We start from the raw sequence: 17,207 nt of genomic DNA, 5'->3' as shown, positions 1-17,207 counted from the left end.
TTTCCTCTAGGTACCTACTATCCCCGGGACGGTAGCTTCGGCCGCGTCAACGAAACGCGAACCGAGGAGCGACCATGATCGTGGTGACCGGAGCGACCGGGAATGTAGGGCGGCTGCTGGTGGAAACCCTTGCCACCGCAGGAGAAGAAGTGACGGCGGTGTCGCGCCGGATCTCGCCGTCGGACGTGCCCGACGGCGTGCGGACCGTGCGGGCCGACCTCGCCCGGGCCGACGGGCTCAAGGAGGTCTTCGACGGCGCGGGCCGGGTTTTCCTTCTGACGTCGGGAGAATTCCTGGCGGCGGGCGGTGACGTCGCCGAGGTCGTCGCGGCGGCCGGCGGAGCCCGGATCGTGCTCCTGTCCTCCCAGGGTGTCGGGACCGGGCGGCACGCGGCCGCGTACGAGGAAGCGGTCAAGGCGTCGAGTCCGGAGTGGACAGTGCTGCGGCCGGGAGGCTTCGCGTCGAACGCTTTCCAATGGGCGCCGGCCATTCGGTCCGATCGGGTCGTCGCGGCGCCGTTCGGAGACGTCGCGCTGCCCGTCATCGACCCCGCCGACATCGCCGACGTCGCGGCGGCCGTGCTGCGGGAATCCGGCCACCACGGCCGGTCCTACGTGCTGACCGGACCCGAGCCGATCTCGCCGCGGCGGCAGGCGGCGGACCTCGGCGCCGCGCTGGGCGAGCCGCTGCGCTTCGCCGAATTGAGCGAAGACGAGGCCCGTGCGGCGATGTCGGTGTTCATGCCGCCGGTGGTCGTGGAGGCCACGCTCGCGATCCTCGGCAGGCCGACGGAGGAAGAGCAGCGGGTCAGCCCCGACGTCGAGAAGGTGCTCGGACGACCGGGGCGGACCTTCGCCGACTGGGCGGCGCGGAACGCGGCGGCGTTCAAGTGACTACTTGAGCACCAGCGACCGCGCCATCTGCTTGAAAGCGGGAAGCTGGTCGCCGTCCTTGGCCGGGTCGAAGTCGCCGCCGACGAGGATGTACCCGGTTTCGGTGAATGTCATGACGGCGTACGCGGTCTTGCCCTTGCTGTCGTGGCCGACGATCTCGAAACCGGGCATCCCCGCGATCGTCACCTCGGTCACCGTGTCGGCGGACGGCTTCGCCGGCAGCTTCCCGAACCTGTCGACCGCGTAGGCGCGCTTGTCCTCGGGCAGCCGCGGCTCGCCCATCGACGGTGCGGCGACGAGTTTGGGGCCGCCTTGCGCGCCACGGGTGAAGCTGAGGCTCGAGGTGGATTCCTTCCGCTGGTAGCCCTCCGCCGGGGTCAAATCGAAACCGATGTCGCCCGGCGCGGCCTCGGTGCTCCAGCGGGCGCCGGTGATGGTCTTCTTGACGTCGTCGACGGTCAGCGGGTCGCCCGGTTCGAGGGTGCCGGTGATGATCACCAGCACGTCCTCGGCGGCGAGGATCGCGTTGACCTTGGCGAAGGTGCCCACCGATGCCCGCTGGACGCCGCTGGTCAGGAAGGCCGGGAACCCGGCGATCGTGGTCTCGACCGGCTTTTCCAGGTCGAGCCCCTTCTGCCGGGCCTGTTCGCTGGTGAAGCCCGCCGCTATCTCGGCCATCGCTTCGCGGGCCGGTTTGCCGTTCGCGGGCTGCTCCACGACCACGATGGAGGTCCGGGAGTTCGACCGGCCGATGCCGGGCAGGCTCGGCTCCACCCGCATGCCGTCCGGAACCGGCAGCGAGATCCGGGTGCGCGGGATGGCCTGCTCGGTCCCGGTGGCGGCCGGTGTCGTCGCCGGACTCGACGCCGCGGTGCTCGGCACGGCGACCTGGCCGGTTTTCTGCGTACTCCCGCAGCCGGCGACGAACAAGATCAAGGCAGCACACAACACGGACCGAAGACGCACGGATTCCCCCTTGGATTCAAGGGAACTTTACGCCATGAGGTGCAGGGGGAACGGTCCCTCTCCCCTCGCGGCGAGCAGGGACGGCGGTTCGGCGGCGAGATGCTCTCGGACACCCTGAGTCCACGCCGGGCCTTGCGTTTAGACTGGAGGTCTATTTAAGGGGCCCCAAGTGGACCAACTCACTCTCGGCGTCATTTCCCACTCGCGAAAAGAAAACGAGCGGCGGCTTCCGATCCACCCGCGACATCTCGAGCGGATCGACCCCGGTCTCCGTACGTCAATTTTTCTCGAAAACGGCTACGGCGAACGCTTCGGCATTCCGGACGAGGACCTCGCGCCCCTGGTCGGGGGCCTGCGTTCCCGTGAACAACTGATCGCGGACAGCGACGTCATTCTCCTCGCCAAACCGCTCGCGGAAGACCTGGCCGAACTCCGGCCGGGACAGACCCTTTGGGGCTGGCCGCACTGCGTTCAGGACGACAAGCTCACCCAGCTGGCCATCGACCGGAAACTGACGCTCATCGCCTTCGAAGCGATGAACCACTGGCGTAGTGACGGTTCTTTCGGCCTGCACGTCTTCCACAAGAACAACGAATTGGCAGGCTATTGCTCGGTGCTGCACGCGCTGCAGCTGACCGGCTCGACCGGCGACTACGGCCGCCGTCTCCGCGCCGTCGTGATCGGCTTCGGCGCCACGGCGCGAGGTTCGGTGACGGCGCTGAACGCACACGGAATCCACGACGTGCACGTGCTCACCCACCGTGGCGTCACCGCGGTCGGATCGCCGATCCATTCGGCGAACATCGTGCATCTCGACCACGACCTGAAGGGTCCGGCCGACCTCCGCCGCAGCCACGCGATCACCGAGGACGGCCGCGTGCCGCTGGCGGAGTTCCTCGCCGGGCACGACATCGTCGTCAACTGTGTGCTGCAGGACCCGAAGGCGCCGTTGACGTTCCTCGTCGAGGAAGACCTCGCCGAGTTCCGGCGCGGCAGCCTCGTCATCGACGTTTCCTGCGACGAGGCGATGGGTTTCGGCTGGGCCAAGCCGACGACGTTCATGGAGCCGACCTTCGAGGTCGGCGGCCTCACCTACTACGCCGTCGACCACAGCCCGTCCTACCTCTGGGATTCGGCGACCTGGGAGATCAGCGGCGCCCTGCTGCCGCATCTGAAGCAGGTGCTGGCCGGCCCGTCCGCGTGGGCCGCCGATCCGATCCTCGACCGGGCGATCGAGATCAGCGAGGGCACGATCCGCAATCCCGACATCCTGTCCTTCCAGCACCGCTCGCCGGAGTATCCGCACGCGCACGAGTGAGGCGCGGGCTCGATGAGAAAGTTCTCATCGAGTCCTCATCGGTGACTCACCGGCCCAGGGCAGCCTGGTGTCATGCGAGTCCGAATCATCGTCCTGGCCGGGGTCGCCGCCGTCGTGGTGGCGGCCACCGGCACGTTCGCCGTCATCGCGGCCACCGCGGCCTCGCCGCCCGACCTCGGCCCGGCGGTCGTCGCCCCCGCGGGGCGGGCCGTCACCGGGCCGGGGGAGTCGGGTGCCCCGCCCGCCGTCGTCCCGCCCCGGCTGGCCGGGCACGACGACGACCTCGATGATGACAGTGACCATGACCATGACGGTGACGACCATTTCGACTTCGACCTCGACGACTGAGCGGGGCCGATGAGCGCCCGCGCCCGGATCCTCGCGTGGGTCCTGCTGGTCGTGCTGCTGGCGCTCGCCGGGTCGCTGCTGGCGACCCGCACCGTCCTGCACAACCAGCTGGACCAGCGGCTCGACAACGAGATCGCGCACGAGACCGGCAAGCTCCGCGCCTTCCTGGCGTCGCCGGACGCCCGCCCGGCCGGGCAGCCCGCCACCGCCGAGGCGGTCCTCGGCCGTCATCTGGAACGGAATCTGCCCGAGAAGTACGAGACGTTCTTCTCGATCAGCGACGGTGTGGCGTCGAGGCGGAGCGCCATCGAGCCCCCGGTCCGGCTCGACACCGACCCGAAGTTCGTCGCCGAACTGTCCAGGGCCACGAGCCCGGCCTACGGCACGGTCACCACCGCTGTCGGGTCGGCGCGCTACGGCGTCGTCCCGGTGACCATCGAGGGCTCGCCGGGCCGCGGCGCGCTGGTGATCGTCGAGTTCGTCGACCACGCCGCGGGCGAGATCAACGACGTCGCCGGCGTGATGGCCGCGATGTCGGGGGCCGCGCTGGTGCTGGCCGGGCTGATCGGCTGGCTGGTCGCCGGCCGCATCCTCGCGCCGGTGCGGGAGGTCCGGCTGGCCGCCGAACAGATCGGCGAGACCGACCTTTCCCGCCGTATCGAGGTCCGGGGCTCCGACGACGTCGCCGCGCTCGGCCGCACCTTCAACACGATGCTGGACAGGCTCGAAAGCGCCTTCGCCGGACAGCGCGACTTCATCGACGACGCCGGGCACGAACTGCGCACGCCGATCACGATCGTCCGTGGCCATCTCGAGCTGATGGGTGACGATCCCGGGGAGAACGCGGCCACCCGGCATCTGGTCCTCGACGAACTCGGGCGTATGCAACGGATCGTCGACGATCTGCTGATCCTCGCGAAATCCGGCAGCCCCGACTTCCTCGCGCCCGGCGACACCGACCTCGCCGACCTCACCGTCGAGACCCTCGCCAAAACCCGTCCGCTGGCCGACCGCGCCTGGCGGCTGGACGCGGTCGCCGAGATGACCGTCCGCGCGGACGGTCAGCGCCTCGCGCAGGCCTTGCTGCAACTGGTCTCCAACGCCGTCCGGCACACTTCGCCGGGCCAGGAGATCGCCCTCGGCTCGGAAGTGACCGCGACGACGGCGCGGCTCTGGGTCCGCGACACCGGCGAGGGCGTCCCGCCCGATTCGAGGAGCCGGATCTTCGAACGCTTCAAACGCGGCAGCAACTCGAGCGGAGACGACGGAGCCGGGCTCGGTCTGGCGATCGTCGCCGCGATCGCCGAGGCACACGGCGGCCGCGTCCTGCTCGACACCGCGCCCGGCGAAGGCGCGCGGTTCACCATCGAGATCCCCGTCGCGGAAGGTGTGGACCGGTGACCAGTGTGCTGGTGGTGGAGGACTCCGCCCGGATCGGCGCGTTCGTCGAGAAAGGGCTGCGGGCGCAGGGTTTCGCGACCCGCTGGGTCAAGACCGGCTCCGAAGGACTGACCGAGGCGTTGACCGGCGCGCACGATCTGGTCGTCCTCGACCTCGGGCTGCCGGACCTCGACGGTTCGGATCTGCTGCGGGCCCTGCGCGCGGCGGGCCGGACGGTACCGGTGATCATCCTGACCGCGCGGGACAGCGTAGTCGACCGGGTCGCCGGGCTGTCCGGCGGCGCCGACGACTATCTGGCCAAACCCTTCGCGTTCGAGGAACTGCTGGCGCGGATCCGGTTGCGGCTACGGGGAAATCCCGAAGCCGAACCGGCGGTGCTGCGCGCCGGGAAGCTCTCGCTCGACCTGCGCACGCGGAAGGTTTCGGTCGCGGGGGAGGAGAAGGACCTCACCGCCCGCGAGTTCGCACTGCTGGAAACCTTGCTGCGCAACCGCGGCCAGGTGCTCTCCCGCGAACAGTTGCTCGGCGGGGTCTGGGGTTTCGACTTCGACCCCGGATCGAACGTGGTGGACGTCTACATCCGTTACCTGCGCGCGAAGATCGGCGCCGAGCGGATCGAAACCGTGCGGGGGATGGGTTACCGGCTCGGTGAGTCCTGATGAGACGGTTCTCATCATGCTCTCACGACGGTCTCTCCTTCCGGCGGCACAGTGGTTTCCATGACCACGACACTGCTTCATCTCGCCGTCGACCTCGTCGCCGCCGTGATCCTCGCCTACGGCATCTACGCCCGTCGTCACCACCGCGGTGACCTCGCCTGCGCGTATCTCGCGTTGAACGTCGGCGTCTGCGTTTCGGTCGCCGTGCTGCTTTCCGTGTCGACCGCGAGCGCGCTCGGGCTCGGCCTGTTCGGGGTGCTGTCGATCATCCGGCTGCGGTCCGATTCGATCAGCCAGCAGGAGGTCGCGTACTACTTCGTCGCGCTGGTCCTGGGGCTGGTGAACGGGCTGCCGTCCGCGGACTGGCGGATCGTCGCCGTCTTCAACGTCCTGCTGCTCGCCGTCATGTACGTCGCCGACCACCCGTCGCGCACCCGCGGTCCGCAGCGGCGGACGGTCGTGCTCGACACCGTGTATCCCGACGAACAGACGATGCTGATGGAACTGCGAGCCCGTCTCGGCGGAACGGTCGTGCGGCACAGTGTGTCCGAAGTGGACTATGTCCGCGAGGTCACCGTCGTCGACGTCCGCTTCCGGCCGGACGCCGCCGCGGTCGTCCACGGTGCCCCGGCGGGGCACCGGTGAGCGGGCGCGGAACGGCCACCGTCGCCGCGGTGGCCAAGGGACTCCCTTCGCTGTCGCTCGCGGAAGTCGTCGCCACGAGCGGGCTGATGAGCCGGACGGACCGCAAGTACGTCTTGAAGCTCAACGACTTCCTGGCCGTCACCGAGGCACTGTCGCTGCGCTGTCTGGAGATCGACGGGCAACGCGTGTTCGGCTACTCGTCGACGTACTTCGACACCCCGGATCTCGCGATCTTCCGGGCGCACCGGCAGGACCGGCGGCGCCGGTTCAAGATCCGCACCCGGACCTACACCGACTCTGCCGACACCTACTGCGAGCTCAAGGTGAGTGGGCGGCGCGACGAAACGGTCAAGGTCCGCCGCCCGCATCCGGCAGAGGCGGCGCACGGCCTGACCGCGCCCGCGCTGACGTTCCTCGACGACGCCCTCACCGCCGCCTACGGCCGCCCCGCGCCCCGGCCGCTGACTCCCGCGCTGATCACCGACTACCGACGCACCACCCTCGTCACCGCCGACGCGCGCGTCACCTGCGACACGTCACTCGTCTGGCGGTCCGGGTCGCGCAGCCTGGCCGCCGGCGGCGACCTGGTGCTGCTGGAGGTGAAGTCGGCCTCCGAACGCAACAGCGTCACCGAGGCGCTGGCGAAACTGCGGATCCGCGAGCAGTCCGTGAGCAAGTACTGCGCGGGCCTGGTGGCGCTGGGGCTGGCCACCGGCGGGAACCGGTGGCGGCCGGCACTGCGTCGGCTCGGCGTGGCGTAACGATCGTGACGCGGCGTCCGACCCCTGCTGTTGGGGGATCAGAGGGAGGACGAACATGAGGACCAGGGAGAAAGCCGCGCTCGCCGTCGCCGGGCTGGCTGTCGCCGCCGCCGGGGGCACCGTGCTCGCCGGTACGTCCGGCGCCGTCGGCCCGTCGCCGGCGCCGAGCGTGCAGGCCGCGGAGGCGTCGTGCGTGACCGATGGCGCCGGGATGTGCACCGTGCAGCACGCGCTGGGGACGGTGCCGGCGGCGGTGGTCGTCTCGGCGAACACGCCGGGACAGTTCAACGCGTACATGCTGAACACGGTGCAGGGTTCGTACACGGCGGCGACGTTCCAGGTGCGGGCGATGTTCAACCAGACCACGCCGAAGGCCGGCGGGGCGATCTGGTTCAGCTTCGCGGCCTATGGCGGGGCACCGGTGACGACCACGCCGACACCGCCGACCACTCCGACGCCACCGAAGACAACCACGCCGAAGCCGACCACGACGCCGACTACGACACCCTTGCCGACCACGACGTCTGCTGAGACGAGTGGCGCGCCAGGCGGCGGCTCGGGCGTGGGCGGCTGACCGTCCAAACAGGACCTTGAACCGACTACCGCGGCGGCGGCCGGTCGTCCAGTTCGTCGGAGAAGATCGCGTCGATACGGAGACCGGCTCGCCGCAGTGCGCGGATGCTCGCCCTCAGTGACAACACGACGCCGATGACGACCACGACACCGAGCCCGATGGCGACCGGATGCGCCACGAGCGCCTCCCTGTTCGATGGGCGTGATACCCCAGGCCCATCCCGATGGTCAGCGTGTCCCGTGCGGCGAGCCGCACGGCGTTGGTCCCTGCAACCTAGACGAGCGGAGCCCGTCCTGTGCCGGAAACCAGCTGTTCGGCCTAGGCCTTGTCCTGCAAGTCATCTTCGCGGTCCTCCTCCGGTGACCGTGTGGATATAGGGACACTCAACGTCCCTATATCCACACACCCCGCCCGCGACACCAAAGGTCCCCCGCTCCCTTTCCACAGGTCAGCACGCCAGGCGATACTTACCGAGTACAACCCGGTACGAGGCAGAACCGCCCGCACCGCCAGGAACCACCTGAATCACGAAGCCCTTCGAGCAGACTCACAGGACGCGGCCTAGGCGATCGTGGCAGGTGAGCGCTGTGATAACTTGGAGCGAACTGGGACTTCTGTGCGTTCGCAAACCCGCTGTTCGGGCTGGGGCGGCTCTCGCGGAGGTGTCAGGGCACCCTTGGGGCCGGTAGCTCAGTTGGTTAGAGCAGGGGACTCATAATCCCTTGGCCGTCGGTTCGAGCCCGACCCGGCCCACCACATCAACATCGCTGCCGATCTGCGGGGATGTTGGTCCTTCGGTGGCAATTTCGCCTTGGCGTTAATCGCGATTGGGCTCCGTTTCGTCTCCGTTTGCTCCGGTGTGCCGATAGTAGGAGAAGTGCTCTGCGGGGCAGGTTGTTGGCGTAGCAGCCTTTCTGCTTCCTCGTCACAACCGCTGCGGTGGGGACCTGCGGTAGTGGACGCGTGCGTTGCTTGTCGATACCTGCTCACGAAGTGGTCAGCTCTGGATTGACGTCATTGCCGGAGACTCGTCTGACGCCTTCGCCTGCGACTGTGGGTAGTCGGCTTCGGCGGTGCGTTGTCGTCTTGCGCGAATCTCTGAGTCACTTTAAATGACAGCTTTCTGATCTGCGAGAACAGCAATCCTGACCCCCTCACTGCCAGTCAGGTTCTGGAGATGTATAGAGACTCCGCTGGTCGGCTGGAGCTGTTGTGCTCTGATCAATGGGATTCAACGTCGTTGGGTGCACTTGTGACCGACGCCTTGCTCCAGAGCTGCTCCAGGAAAAATAGCGTGAGGGATCTGGATAGCCGTGGGTGATTACCGCGACACGTCGTGGCTTGAGAGCGTCGAGGTGAGGTGACAGGGCATCGTCGTGGCACTTCAGCCGACCGTCAATTACTGAGGATAGTCGGCGGTCCCAGAAGGGGCACATCGTGCATGGGCGGTGTTCAGAACACAAATTTAACTGCTATCAGCAGATGGCTCCTGGCGGTCTGGGGTGCCATCGGTTCTGTACCCAAGTTCAATCTTTCGTGACAAGCCAGTTCGTCGGTCGCTGAGTACGGACCTGATGGGGTCCACCCCCGGATAGTCGTCGTCCAGCAGGACGTTCGCCTCCGCGTCGAACTCGCACAGCTCTCCCACGAGGAAGATGGCGACAGGCCGCACACCGGACAGGTCGACCTCGAAGGTCAGCAGGTCGTCCGCGGGTGAGCATCAGCCGTCCTCTCGTCCGGCCTTGGGTTCCACCGGAGCCGCTGGCCTAGCGTTTCCGGACTACTTGATTGGAGTATTCCGCGATGGTCATCTGCCATGTACTCAAGGGTGATCACGAAAGGTCAGGCGAAGGAATCGGCGGAAGTCTGCATTATTCAATGAAAAGATGCTCCGGTCGGGAGGATGAGCTCGAGGTGATCGAGGGAGAAGCCTCTGAGTCGCGCGCCATGCAGGTCAGCGCGCGGCGGCCAGGACCAGATCGAGGTAGTCGCGCGAAGCCTGCCGCCAGGATTCCAGTTCCAGCTTTTCGTTCGCCGCGTGCATCTCCCGGGGATCGCCCGGGCCCCAGATCACGATCGGCGCGCCGCCCACGGACGCGGCCAAAGCCGAGGCGTCGGTGAAATAGGTGGCGGCGGGTGCGGTGGCCTGGCCGGAGAGCAGTTCGGGCAGGCGCGCGGTCCGGACGGCGGGCAGATCGAGAGCCACCTCCGCGGTGATGGCCGGATCGAGCGAGGAAGCCCAAGCGATCGCCGGCGCTCCACCGTCCACAGTGCGCACATCCAGCGTCAGAACCGCCGACGCGGGAACGATGTTCGTCGCGGTCCCGCCCTCGAAGGTGCCGACGTTGACGGTTTCCTCGCCCAGGTAGTCGTCGGCGGCCAGCGGGAGGGATTCGAGGGCGCCGAGGGCCCGGTCGGCGAGCAGCCGGATCGCGTTGCGGCCGAGCTGGGGCGTGGAGCCGTGGGCCGCTTTCCCTTGTGCGGCGAGCCGCAGCCAGGTGGCGCCGCGGTGTCCGAGTGAGACGCGGTTGCGGGTCGCCTCCGGCACCACGACGATCCGCGGTGTCAACTCCAGCGAGGCCGAAGCCTCGGCCGCGCCCAGGCAGCCGATCTCTTCGTCGCTGGTGATGAGGACCTGTGCGCGGGCACCGGCTTCCGCGGCGTTGCGCAACGCCGCCAGTGCGGCGACGAGCCCGCCCTTCATGTCGACGCTGCCGCGGCCGTGCAGGAACTCCTCGTCGGCGTCCGCGGAGAACGGGGCCCGTTCCCACAATGCGGGGGAGCCGACGGGAACGGTGTCGATATGACACACGAACAAGGGACCGTCGCCGGAATCGGTGCCGACCAGCACCCACGGCCGCCCGGCGGTGGAGCGTCGCAGCACGCGTACGCCTGGAGTGGCGGTGGCGTAGGAAACGGCCAGCTCCTGCGCGGCGGCCTGCGCGGCGCTGTCGCCGGAGGTGGTGTCGTGGCGCACCAGATCGCGCAGCAACGCGAGGGCTTCGTCGGTCATGCGGGGTACTCCTGGGTCGATTCGCGGACGACGAGTTGCATGGACAGCACGTGGTCGCCCGCGTCTCGGCCGGCCGCGAGGCGGGTGATCTCGTCGACCGCCTTGCGGGCCATCTGCTCCGTCGGCTGCGCCACGGTGGTCAGCCGCGGCGACGTCCATTCGCCGAGGGTGATCCCGTCGCAGCCGATCACCGAAAGGTCTTCCGGCACCGAGACCCCGGCGCGGCGGGCCGCTTCGAGCAGGCCGACCGCGGCGATGTCGCTGGCGGTGAACACGGCCGTCGGCTCCGCGCCGGTCCGCGCCATGTGCGCGAAGAAGTTCATACCGAACGCCGAGCTGAACGCGCCTCGCACGATCAGCGCTTCGTCCGCCTCGATCCCGTGCGTCTTAAGAGCGGCCCGGTAGCCGGCTTCGCGCTGGTCGGCCGTGCGCAGCCCGGCCGGTCCGCCGACATGGGCGATCCGCCGGTGGCCCTGGGAGATCAGGTGGGTGGTCGCCTGGAAGGCGCCACCGAAGCTGTTCGCGGTGACCCGCGCGATCCGCGGCCCGGCGGCTTCGACGTACTCGTCGAGGAAGACCACCGGGAAATCGCCCGCCAGGCGGCTCGTGAAGGCTTCGTTGGTGGTGTTCATCCCCAGGTAGATCAGTCCGCCCACGTCCGGCACCCGCATCAGGCGCTCGACCGCGGCGCGCTCCCGTGACGGCGAAGACCCGGTGAGCGTGGTGAGCACGTCGACGCCGTCCGTCGCGGCGGCGTCGACCACCGCGTCCGCCAGCGTGGAGAAGTACGGGTTGTCCAGCGACGGGACCACCAGGCCGAGGCTGAGGCCGGTTACTTGTTTCCGCACGGGCGGATGCCCTTCGGCCGACAGTGCGGCGTCGATGCGCCGGGCCGTCTCGGAGGCGACGTTGAGCTCCCCCTTGACGTACCTCGACACCGTCGACACGGCCACTCCGGCCTCTCGGGCCACCTTCGCCAGCGACATCCGGCTCCTCCCCGTTGAGCGTTGACGGCGACTGCGACCGCATCTTATATTGACGGTGTTGCGCTACGTTGCGCAAATTACGCTAAGGCTTTTCGCTCGAAGGAGGCGTCGATGGTCAAGGTCCTGCTAGCCGGGGAGTCGTGGGTCAGTGCGACGATCGACCACAAGGGATACGACCCGTTCGCGCACACGCAGGTGGAGATCGGGTGCGAGCGGCTGCTGGCGGCGCTGGCGGCGGAAGGGGTCGAGGTGACTCACCTGCGTTCGCACGACGTGGCCGAGAAATTCCCGCAGACGCTGGAGGAACTCGACGCCTACGACGTCGTCCTGCTCTCCGACATCGGCTCCAACACCCTGCTGCTGCACCCGGACACGTTCACCCGCGGCCGTCCGACGCCCAACCGGCTCAAGCTGCTGCGAGAGTGGGTCACGAACGGCGGCGGCCTGATGATGGCCGGCGGCTACCTGAGCTTCCAGGGCTTCGAGGGCAAGGCCAACTACCACCGGACGCCGATCGAGGAGATCCTCCCGGTCGACATCGACCCGTACGACGACCGCGTCGAGACGCCGGAGGGCGTCCGCGCCCACGTCGTACAGCCCGGGCATCCGGTGGTCACCGGCCTCGACCAGGAGTGGCCGATCCTGCTGGGCTACCAGCACACCACGCTGAAGCCGGACGCGGAGCTGCTCGCCACCGTCGAGGGCGACGTCATGCTGGCCGCGCGCCGGGTCGGCCGCGGCCGCACCCTCGCGTTCACCTCGGACATCTCCCCGCACTGGGCTCCGGAGGAATTCATGGACTGGGACGGCTACGGCAGGCTCTTCGCGCAGGCGATGTCCTGGCTCGCCGGACGCGAAGTCTGAGCCGCGCGCACTCGGGATCAAGGAGGATTCGATGAGTACGTCACCCACCGGCCGCGCGGCGTCGGTCGTCGTCTTGACGATCGCGACCGTCTTCGCCGGAATGCTCGGCCCGTTGCAGTCGCTCGTCAATGGACATCTCGGCACCGCGCTCGCCGACGGGCACGCCGCCGCGCTGGTGTCCTTCGGCACCGGCCTGGTGCTGATGCTGATCATCGTGCTGGCACGCACCCGGACGCGCGACGCGTTCTTCCTGCTGCCCGGTCAGCTGGTGCGCGGTGAGATCCCGCGGTGGAACTTCTTCGCCGGTCTGTGCGGCGCGGTGATCGTGCTCTCCGAGGGCGTCACGGTGGGCTTCCTCGGGGTGGCGATCTTCCAGACCTCGCTGATCTCCGGCATGGTCATCTCCGGCGTGGTGTGCGACCGCCTCGGCATCGGCGTGCCGTTCAAGCAGGCGATGAGCGCGCCGCGCGTGGCCGGGGCGATCCTGGCCATCTGCGCCACCGTGCTGGTGGTGTCCCCGAACTGGTCGGCTCCGCACATGATCGCGCTGGCGATCATGCCGTTCGTCGGTGGCCTGCTCGCCGGCTGGCAGCCCGCCGGCAACTCCGAGGTCGGCCTGCTGTCCGGCTCGATGTTCGTTTCCATCACCTGGAACTTCCTCATCGGCTTCGTGGCGCTCGGCCTCGTGTACGTGGTGCGGATGGCGGTCTCGGGCGCGCACTTCGCGTTGCCGGGCACCTGGTGGATGTACTTCGGCGGGCCGCTCGGCCTCCTGTCGATCGCGTTGATGGCCTTGCTGGTGCGTGGGCTGGGGCTCCTGCTGCTGGGGCTGGCCTCCACGGCCGGTCAGCTCATCGGGTCGCTGCTGCTGGAACTCGTCGCTCCCGCCGCGGGTTCCAGCCTGCATCTGGTCACCGTCATCGGCGCGGGCGTGGCCTTGGCGGCCGCGGCGATCGCGATGATCCCGTCCCGGCACACGGCCGAACCGGCGGTCCTCGCCCAGCCCGCCGAGGTGCGTCGTGGCTGAGGTGCGCGGCGTTCTCGGCGCGGTCGACGCGGCGGACCTCGGGCTGGTGCTGCCGCACGAGCACCTCTTCAACGATCTGTCCTCCGAGGTCGCCGAACCCGCCTATGCCTCCACCCGGCGGCTCGCCGAGGCGGAAGTCGGGCCGGGCCTGCAGTTCCTGCTCCGTCAGGATCCCTACTGCTGCGCCGACAACGTGGCGGCGAAAGACCGGGCGAGCGTCGTGCGCGAGGTGACCGCGTTCGCCGCGGCGGGCGGCGGCACGCTGGTCGACGCGACCGGCAGCGCGGCGATCGGCCGGGATCCGCTCGCCCTGGCGGCGGTGGCCGAGGCCACCGGGGTCACCATCGTCATGGGCACCGGTGCGTACCTGGAGAAGTTCGAGGGGGAACGCATCACCGCGGTCACCGTCGACGCGCAGACCGAGCACATCCTCGCCGAACTGGACGAGGGCGTCGGCGAGACGGGGATCCGGGCCGGAGTCATCGGCGAGGTCGGTGTCTCGCCGTTCTTCACCGACGGGGAGCGGGCCTCCTTGCGGGCCGCGGCGCTCGCGCAGGCAGCGCGGCCGTCCGTGGGGCTGAACATCCACATGCCGGGCTGGCAGCGCCGCGGGCACGAAGTGCTCGACCTCGTGCTGGAGGAGTGCGGTGCGCTCCCGGGCAAAGTCGCGCTGGCGCACAGCGATCCGTCCGGTGACGACCCGGGATACCAACGCGGGCTTCTCGAACGCGGCGTGCTGCTGGAGTTCGACATGATCGGCCTCGACATCTCGTTCCCCGGCGAGGGTGTCGCCCCGACGGTTTCCCAGACCGCTCGCGCCGTGGCGCGGTGGGTGCACGAGGGCTTCGGTGACCAGATCATGCTGTCGCACGACCTGTTCCTGAAGCAGATGTGGACGCACAACGGTGGGAACGGGCTCGTGTTCGTGCCGACGGTCTTCGCCGATCTGCTCGAAGCCGAAGGCGTGCCTGCCGAAGCCGTGGCCCGGCTGATGCGAGACGTCCCGGCCCGGTGGTTGACCGCATGAGCCGCGCGATCGCGGTGGTGGCGTCACTGAACGTCGATCACATCGTCCACGTGCCGCGCATCCCGGAGCCGGGGGAGACTCTGATGGGGTTTTCGACGAGCCGGGAGCTGGGCGGGAAAGGCGGCAACCAAGCGGTCGCCGCCGCCCGGCTCGGTGCGGAAGTGGCCGTGATCGGCTGCGTCGGCCAGGACGAGGACGGCGACGAGTACCTGGAAGCCCTGCTCGCCGAGGGAGCCGACGTGACCCATGTGCGCCGGTCCGCGCTGCCCACCGGCCGGGCGGCGATCACCGTCGACGCGGAGGGCGTCAACTCGATCGTCGTCGTGTCCGGGGCGAACGCCGACATCCCGGCGGCCGCGGCCGAAGCGGCGATCAGCGAACTGCCGAGGCTTCGCGTCGTCGCGGGCCAGTTGGAGGCGGCGGCCGAAGCGACGGAACGCGCTTTCGCGGCCGCTCGCGCACGTGGCGTGCTGACCGTGCTCAACACCGCGCCCGCCGGCGAAGTGGCCGGGAAACTGCTGCCGCTCAGCGATGTGGTGGTGTCGAACGAAATCGAGTTCCGGCAGCTCACCGGCCAGGATCCGTTCGACGGCAACGGTTTGCGGCGCGGCGGAGCCGAACTGTCCGCCACGGGATGCCGATGGGTGATCGTGACGCTGGGCGCCGCGGGATGTGCCGTCCTCGACGCGTCGTCGTCCACGCACGTCCCGGCCGTCACGGTACGGGCGGTGGACACCACCGCCGCGGGGGATTCGTTCGTCGGAGCGTTCGCCGCCCGGCTCGCGGAAATCCCCGGTGAGCCGACGACCGCGGATGTAGTGGCCGCTTGCGGTTTCGCGACGAAAGTGGCCGCGATCGTCGTGACGCGGTACGGAGCGCACCCCTCTCTGCCGACCTCGGCCGAGGTAGTCGACGGCGATGTGGTGTCGGAGTGAGGATCTCGACACGCTTGTCGTGACGGTGAAGCAGGGCCGGGGAGAGGTCCGGATCGGGCACTTGACGCTTGCCGGTAGTCCGATCAGCGGCAATATTCCCGGGTATGGCGAGCTGGCGGAGCACCTCGGCGGCCGACTCTAGCGTTTGAGGAATGGAGCGCCAGGGGATCACGTCGCGTCCGATAGGCCCCGTGGCAGGACGTAGAAGATCGACGCGGCACGGCACCTGGCCATGCCGCGATCTGTGCTGACCTGAATGACTGACTGATCCTGCTTTGGACAGCTTAACGGCCGAGCGGACTTTCGATCAGGAGTTCGCAGCTCGTCGACATGTGCGAGGCCGCTCGGCAGCGGTTGTGACCCTAATTGGCAGGTGCGCTCCTGAACTGCTCCAGCTGCTGAACGGTAGCTGAAATCAGCTGCCAATTCTCAAAGTGAGCCGAAACGAAAAAACCGCCCTGCCTCAGCAAATGTGCCAGGTGGGCGGTGTTTCGTCACTCTGGACCTCGGGGGAACTTACTACAACACAAAACCCCGGTTAGAAGCCCTGGAGACGCTGCTCTGGAAGCTCCCCGATCCGTCCACGCCCGGTCCGTCGCCCGTCAACCGGCCGAAACTGGGGCGGGCGCGTCAACTCGACGCACTGCAGACCCAAGCGCTGATCGATGGGTATCTGAACCGCGAGTGGATCGGTCTCTTCACGAATCCAGTTCGCGCGGAGGTCGTTCCATATGAGGAGATGATGCGGACAGGGCGGGGGACGGGATCGAGAATGCGATGGCCATCCATATCCCGCCGACCCGCCGCCACTCGCTGGCCATGTACCAGCCGTCTGCCGTGCCGCAGGAGCTCGCCGCCCTGGGGCGCGACGTTCGACAGCCAGGTGTCACTGCCACTGCGCTCTACAGCAATTCGTGCACCGTGGACAGTGCCCGCAGGTTCCTGTTCCATCACCCCGATGATGCACCGCTCCGGAGTGGACGCTCGGCGAATCGAGAAATCAGCGCTCGACCAGATCATGGGCACCGGCGCCGATCGCGTCCCCCCGTACTTGAGTCGCGAGGAACTGCCCGGAGGGTGGCAGGAGACGTTCTCCCTCGCCATACCCTGGGCGAAGAAGCGCTGGCGATCGTCCGGTCCGCCCATATGGCCCGTTCCACATAGGACAATTGTTCCGTCCGAGACACGTCAACACCCGAACACGGTTGTTGGAAGCATAAAAATTCCGGGCGACCGTCCCGGGCGAGCAGAAGGGGCGAGTGGGACTTCGCCTGGTTCGGACGATGCTAGTCGAGCTGTCGCTACAAGACCTGCGCGTCATGAGCTTGCGATACCCTGCCCCTGTGGAAATCCCGGACGTGCTTCGTGCTCGGATGGAGGAACCTCGGCCTCCGGCGATCGAGCATGTCCGCTTGTTCCTGCTCACGACGGTTGCTGATGCCCTGAGCCTCGACGAAGTACGCGCGGACGCGGCCCGTACGGCCAGGGTAAATCGGGAGCCCGTACGTCGGGACGCAGTTGCGATCGAGACGTTGCTGGCCGAATCCCATCCCCCAGGCACGCTGTCGGTGCTGGTCGCCTGGTACGCGAACTGGGTGTTGACTGACGATACATCCGACGCCGACGCGGCCGCTTGGCTCGCCGATCTCGCATTCATCCTCCGCGAAGTCCTCGACGAAGTCGACCGGTAGAGATGGTAGGAGAGCATTCGCGGCTCCCGGTCTTGGCCGGCAGTCGTGATCGTGACAGGAATGGCCGTGCCAAGAGCACGGATCGCGGTCCAGCCGCGC

General features: G+C 68.3%; 17 protein-coding genes and 1 tRNA gene. 14 read left to right on the top strand and 4 right to left on the bottom strand.

Features of this window, described 5'->3' with window-relative positions; all coding sequences use genetic code 11:
- Positions 1-74: 74 nt before the first annotated feature.
- Positions 75-893, top strand: a complete 819-nt coding sequence (locus DL991_RS39700) for an NAD(P)H-binding protein (protein WP_125789487.1) — start codon at positions 75-77, stop codon at positions 891-893.
- Here the strand turns inward: DL991_RS39700 and DL991_RS39695 are convergent, their stop codons facing one another.
- A complete protein-coding gene (locus DL991_RS39695) occupies positions 894-1,829 on the bottom strand; it encodes a hypothetical protein (RefSeq protein WP_125789486.1) in 936 nt (311 codons plus the stop codon).
- A gap of 199 nt (positions 1,830-2,028) precedes the next feature.
- Here DL991_RS39695 and DL991_RS39690 point away from each other — a divergent pair, with 199 nt between their 5' ends.
- From DL991_RS39690 to DL991_RS39660, 7 genes are all read left to right on the top strand, one after another.
- A complete protein-coding gene (locus DL991_RS39690; RefSeq protein ID WP_125789485.1) occupies positions 2,029-3,177 on the top strand; it encodes a N(5)-(carboxyethyl)ornithine synthase in 1,149 nt (382 codons plus the stop codon).
- Positions 3,178-3,249: 72 nt separating this feature from the next.
- Entirely contained in the window at positions 3,250-3,525 is a 276-nt protein-coding gene (locus DL991_RS39685) for a hypothetical protein (RefSeq protein ID WP_125789484.1), read from the top strand.
- A 9-nt stretch (positions 3,526-3,534) separates the two neighbouring features.
- Positions 3,535-4,926, top strand: a complete 1,392-nt coding sequence (locus DL991_RS39680) for a cell wall metabolism sensor histidine kinase WalK (protein ID WP_125789483.1) — start codon at positions 3,535-3,537, stop codon at positions 4,924-4,926.
- Positions 4,923-5,585, top strand: coding sequence for a response regulator transcription factor (locus DL991_RS39675; protein ID WP_125789482.1), 663 nt, complete (start codon positions 4,923-4,925; stop codon positions 5,583-5,585). Before DL991_RS39680 ends, DL991_RS39675 begins: the two co-directional genes overlap by 4 nt.
- Positions 5,586-5,645: 60 nt before the next feature.
- Positions 5,646-6,230, top strand: a complete 585-nt coding sequence (locus tag DL991_RS39670) for a DUF4956 domain-containing protein (protein ID WP_034321767.1) — start codon at positions 5,646-5,648, stop codon at positions 6,228-6,230.
- Positions 6,227-6,991, top strand: coding sequence for a polyphosphate polymerase domain-containing protein (locus DL991_RS39665; protein ID WP_125789481.1), 765 nt, complete (start codon positions 6,227-6,229; stop codon positions 6,989-6,991). Before DL991_RS39670 ends, DL991_RS39665 begins: the two co-directional genes overlap by 4 nt.
- A 55-nt stretch (positions 6,992-7,046) precedes the next feature.
- Positions 7,047-7,565, top strand: coding sequence for a hypothetical protein (locus DL991_RS39660; RefSeq protein ID WP_125789480.1), 519 nt, complete (start codon positions 7,047-7,049; stop codon positions 7,563-7,565).
- A gap of 25 nt (positions 7,566-7,590) precedes the next feature.
- On the opposite strand, the gene DL991_RS43145 is transcribed toward DL991_RS39660, so the two are convergent.
- A complete protein-coding gene (locus DL991_RS43145; protein WP_199746531.1) occupies positions 7,591-7,743 on the bottom strand; it encodes a hypothetical protein in 153 nt (50 codons plus the stop codon).
- 501 nt (positions 7,744-8,244) lie between these two features.
- Between DL991_RS43145 and DL991_RS39655 the strand changes: the two genes are divergently transcribed.
- Positions 8,245-8,321, top strand: a tRNA-Ile gene (locus DL991_RS39655).
- Between the two features lie 1,198 nt (positions 8,322-9,519).
- On the opposite strand, the gene DL991_RS39650 is transcribed toward DL991_RS39655, so the two are convergent.
- Positions 9,520-10,578: a M20 family metallopeptidase gene (locus DL991_RS39650; protein WP_125789479.1), complete on the bottom strand. Its 1,059-nt coding sequence runs from the start codon at positions 10,576-10,578 to the stop codon at positions 9,520-9,522.
- The gene (locus DL991_RS39645) at positions 10,575-11,564 is read right to left on the bottom strand and encodes a LacI family DNA-binding transcriptional regulator (RefSeq protein ID WP_125789478.1); all 990 of its coding nucleotides are present in this window, start codon (positions 11,562-11,564) and stop codon (positions 10,575-10,577) included. The genes DL991_RS39650 and DL991_RS39645 overlap by 4 nt, the downstream gene beginning before the upstream one ends.
- Positions 11,565-11,675: 111 nt before the next feature.
- On the opposite strand from DL991_RS39645, the gene DL991_RS39640 reads away from it, so the two are divergent.
- From DL991_RS39640 to DL991_RS39615, 5 genes are all read left to right on the top strand, one after another.
- Positions 11,676-12,428: a glutamine amidotransferase gene (locus tag DL991_RS39640; RefSeq protein ID WP_125789477.1), complete on the top strand. Its 753-nt coding sequence runs from the start codon at positions 11,676-11,678 to the stop codon at positions 12,426-12,428.
- A gap of 31 nt (positions 12,429-12,459) precedes the next feature.
- Complete coding sequence (locus tag DL991_RS39635) at positions 12,460-13,455, top strand: DMT family transporter (RefSeq protein WP_125789476.1); 996 nt, start codon at positions 12,460-12,462, stop codon at positions 13,453-13,455.
- The gene (locus tag DL991_RS39630; RefSeq protein ID WP_125789475.1) at positions 13,448-14,482 is read left to right on the top strand and encodes a phosphotriesterase; all 1,035 of its coding nucleotides are present in this window, start codon (positions 13,448-13,450) and stop codon (positions 14,480-14,482) included. The genes DL991_RS39635 and DL991_RS39630 overlap by 8 nt, the downstream gene beginning before the upstream one ends.
- Positions 14,479-15,417 (top strand): ribokinase, encoded by a 939-nt coding sequence (locus DL991_RS39625; RefSeq protein ID WP_233599265.1) that lies wholly within the window; start codon positions 14,479-14,481, stop codon positions 15,415-15,417. Before DL991_RS39630 ends, DL991_RS39625 begins: the two co-directional genes overlap by 4 nt.
- Positions 15,418-16,760: 1,343 nt before the next feature.
- Positions 16,761-17,108 carry a hypothetical protein gene (locus tag DL991_RS39615; protein ID WP_199754263.1) on the top strand — a complete coding sequence of 116 codons (348 nt, stop codon included), beginning with the start codon at positions 16,761-16,763 and terminating at the stop codon, positions 17,106-17,108.
- The last annotated feature ends 99 nt before the right edge of the window (positions 17,109-17,207 follow it).

The sequence above is a fragment of the Amycolatopsis sp. WAC 01375 genome (assembly GCF_003947325.1).
Classification (GTDB): Bacteria; Actinomycetota; Actinomycetes; order Mycobacteriales; family Pseudonocardiaceae; genus Amycolatopsis.
Note: the sequence above shows the minus strand (reverse complement) of the source record. Positions and strands in the feature narration are given on the sequence as shown.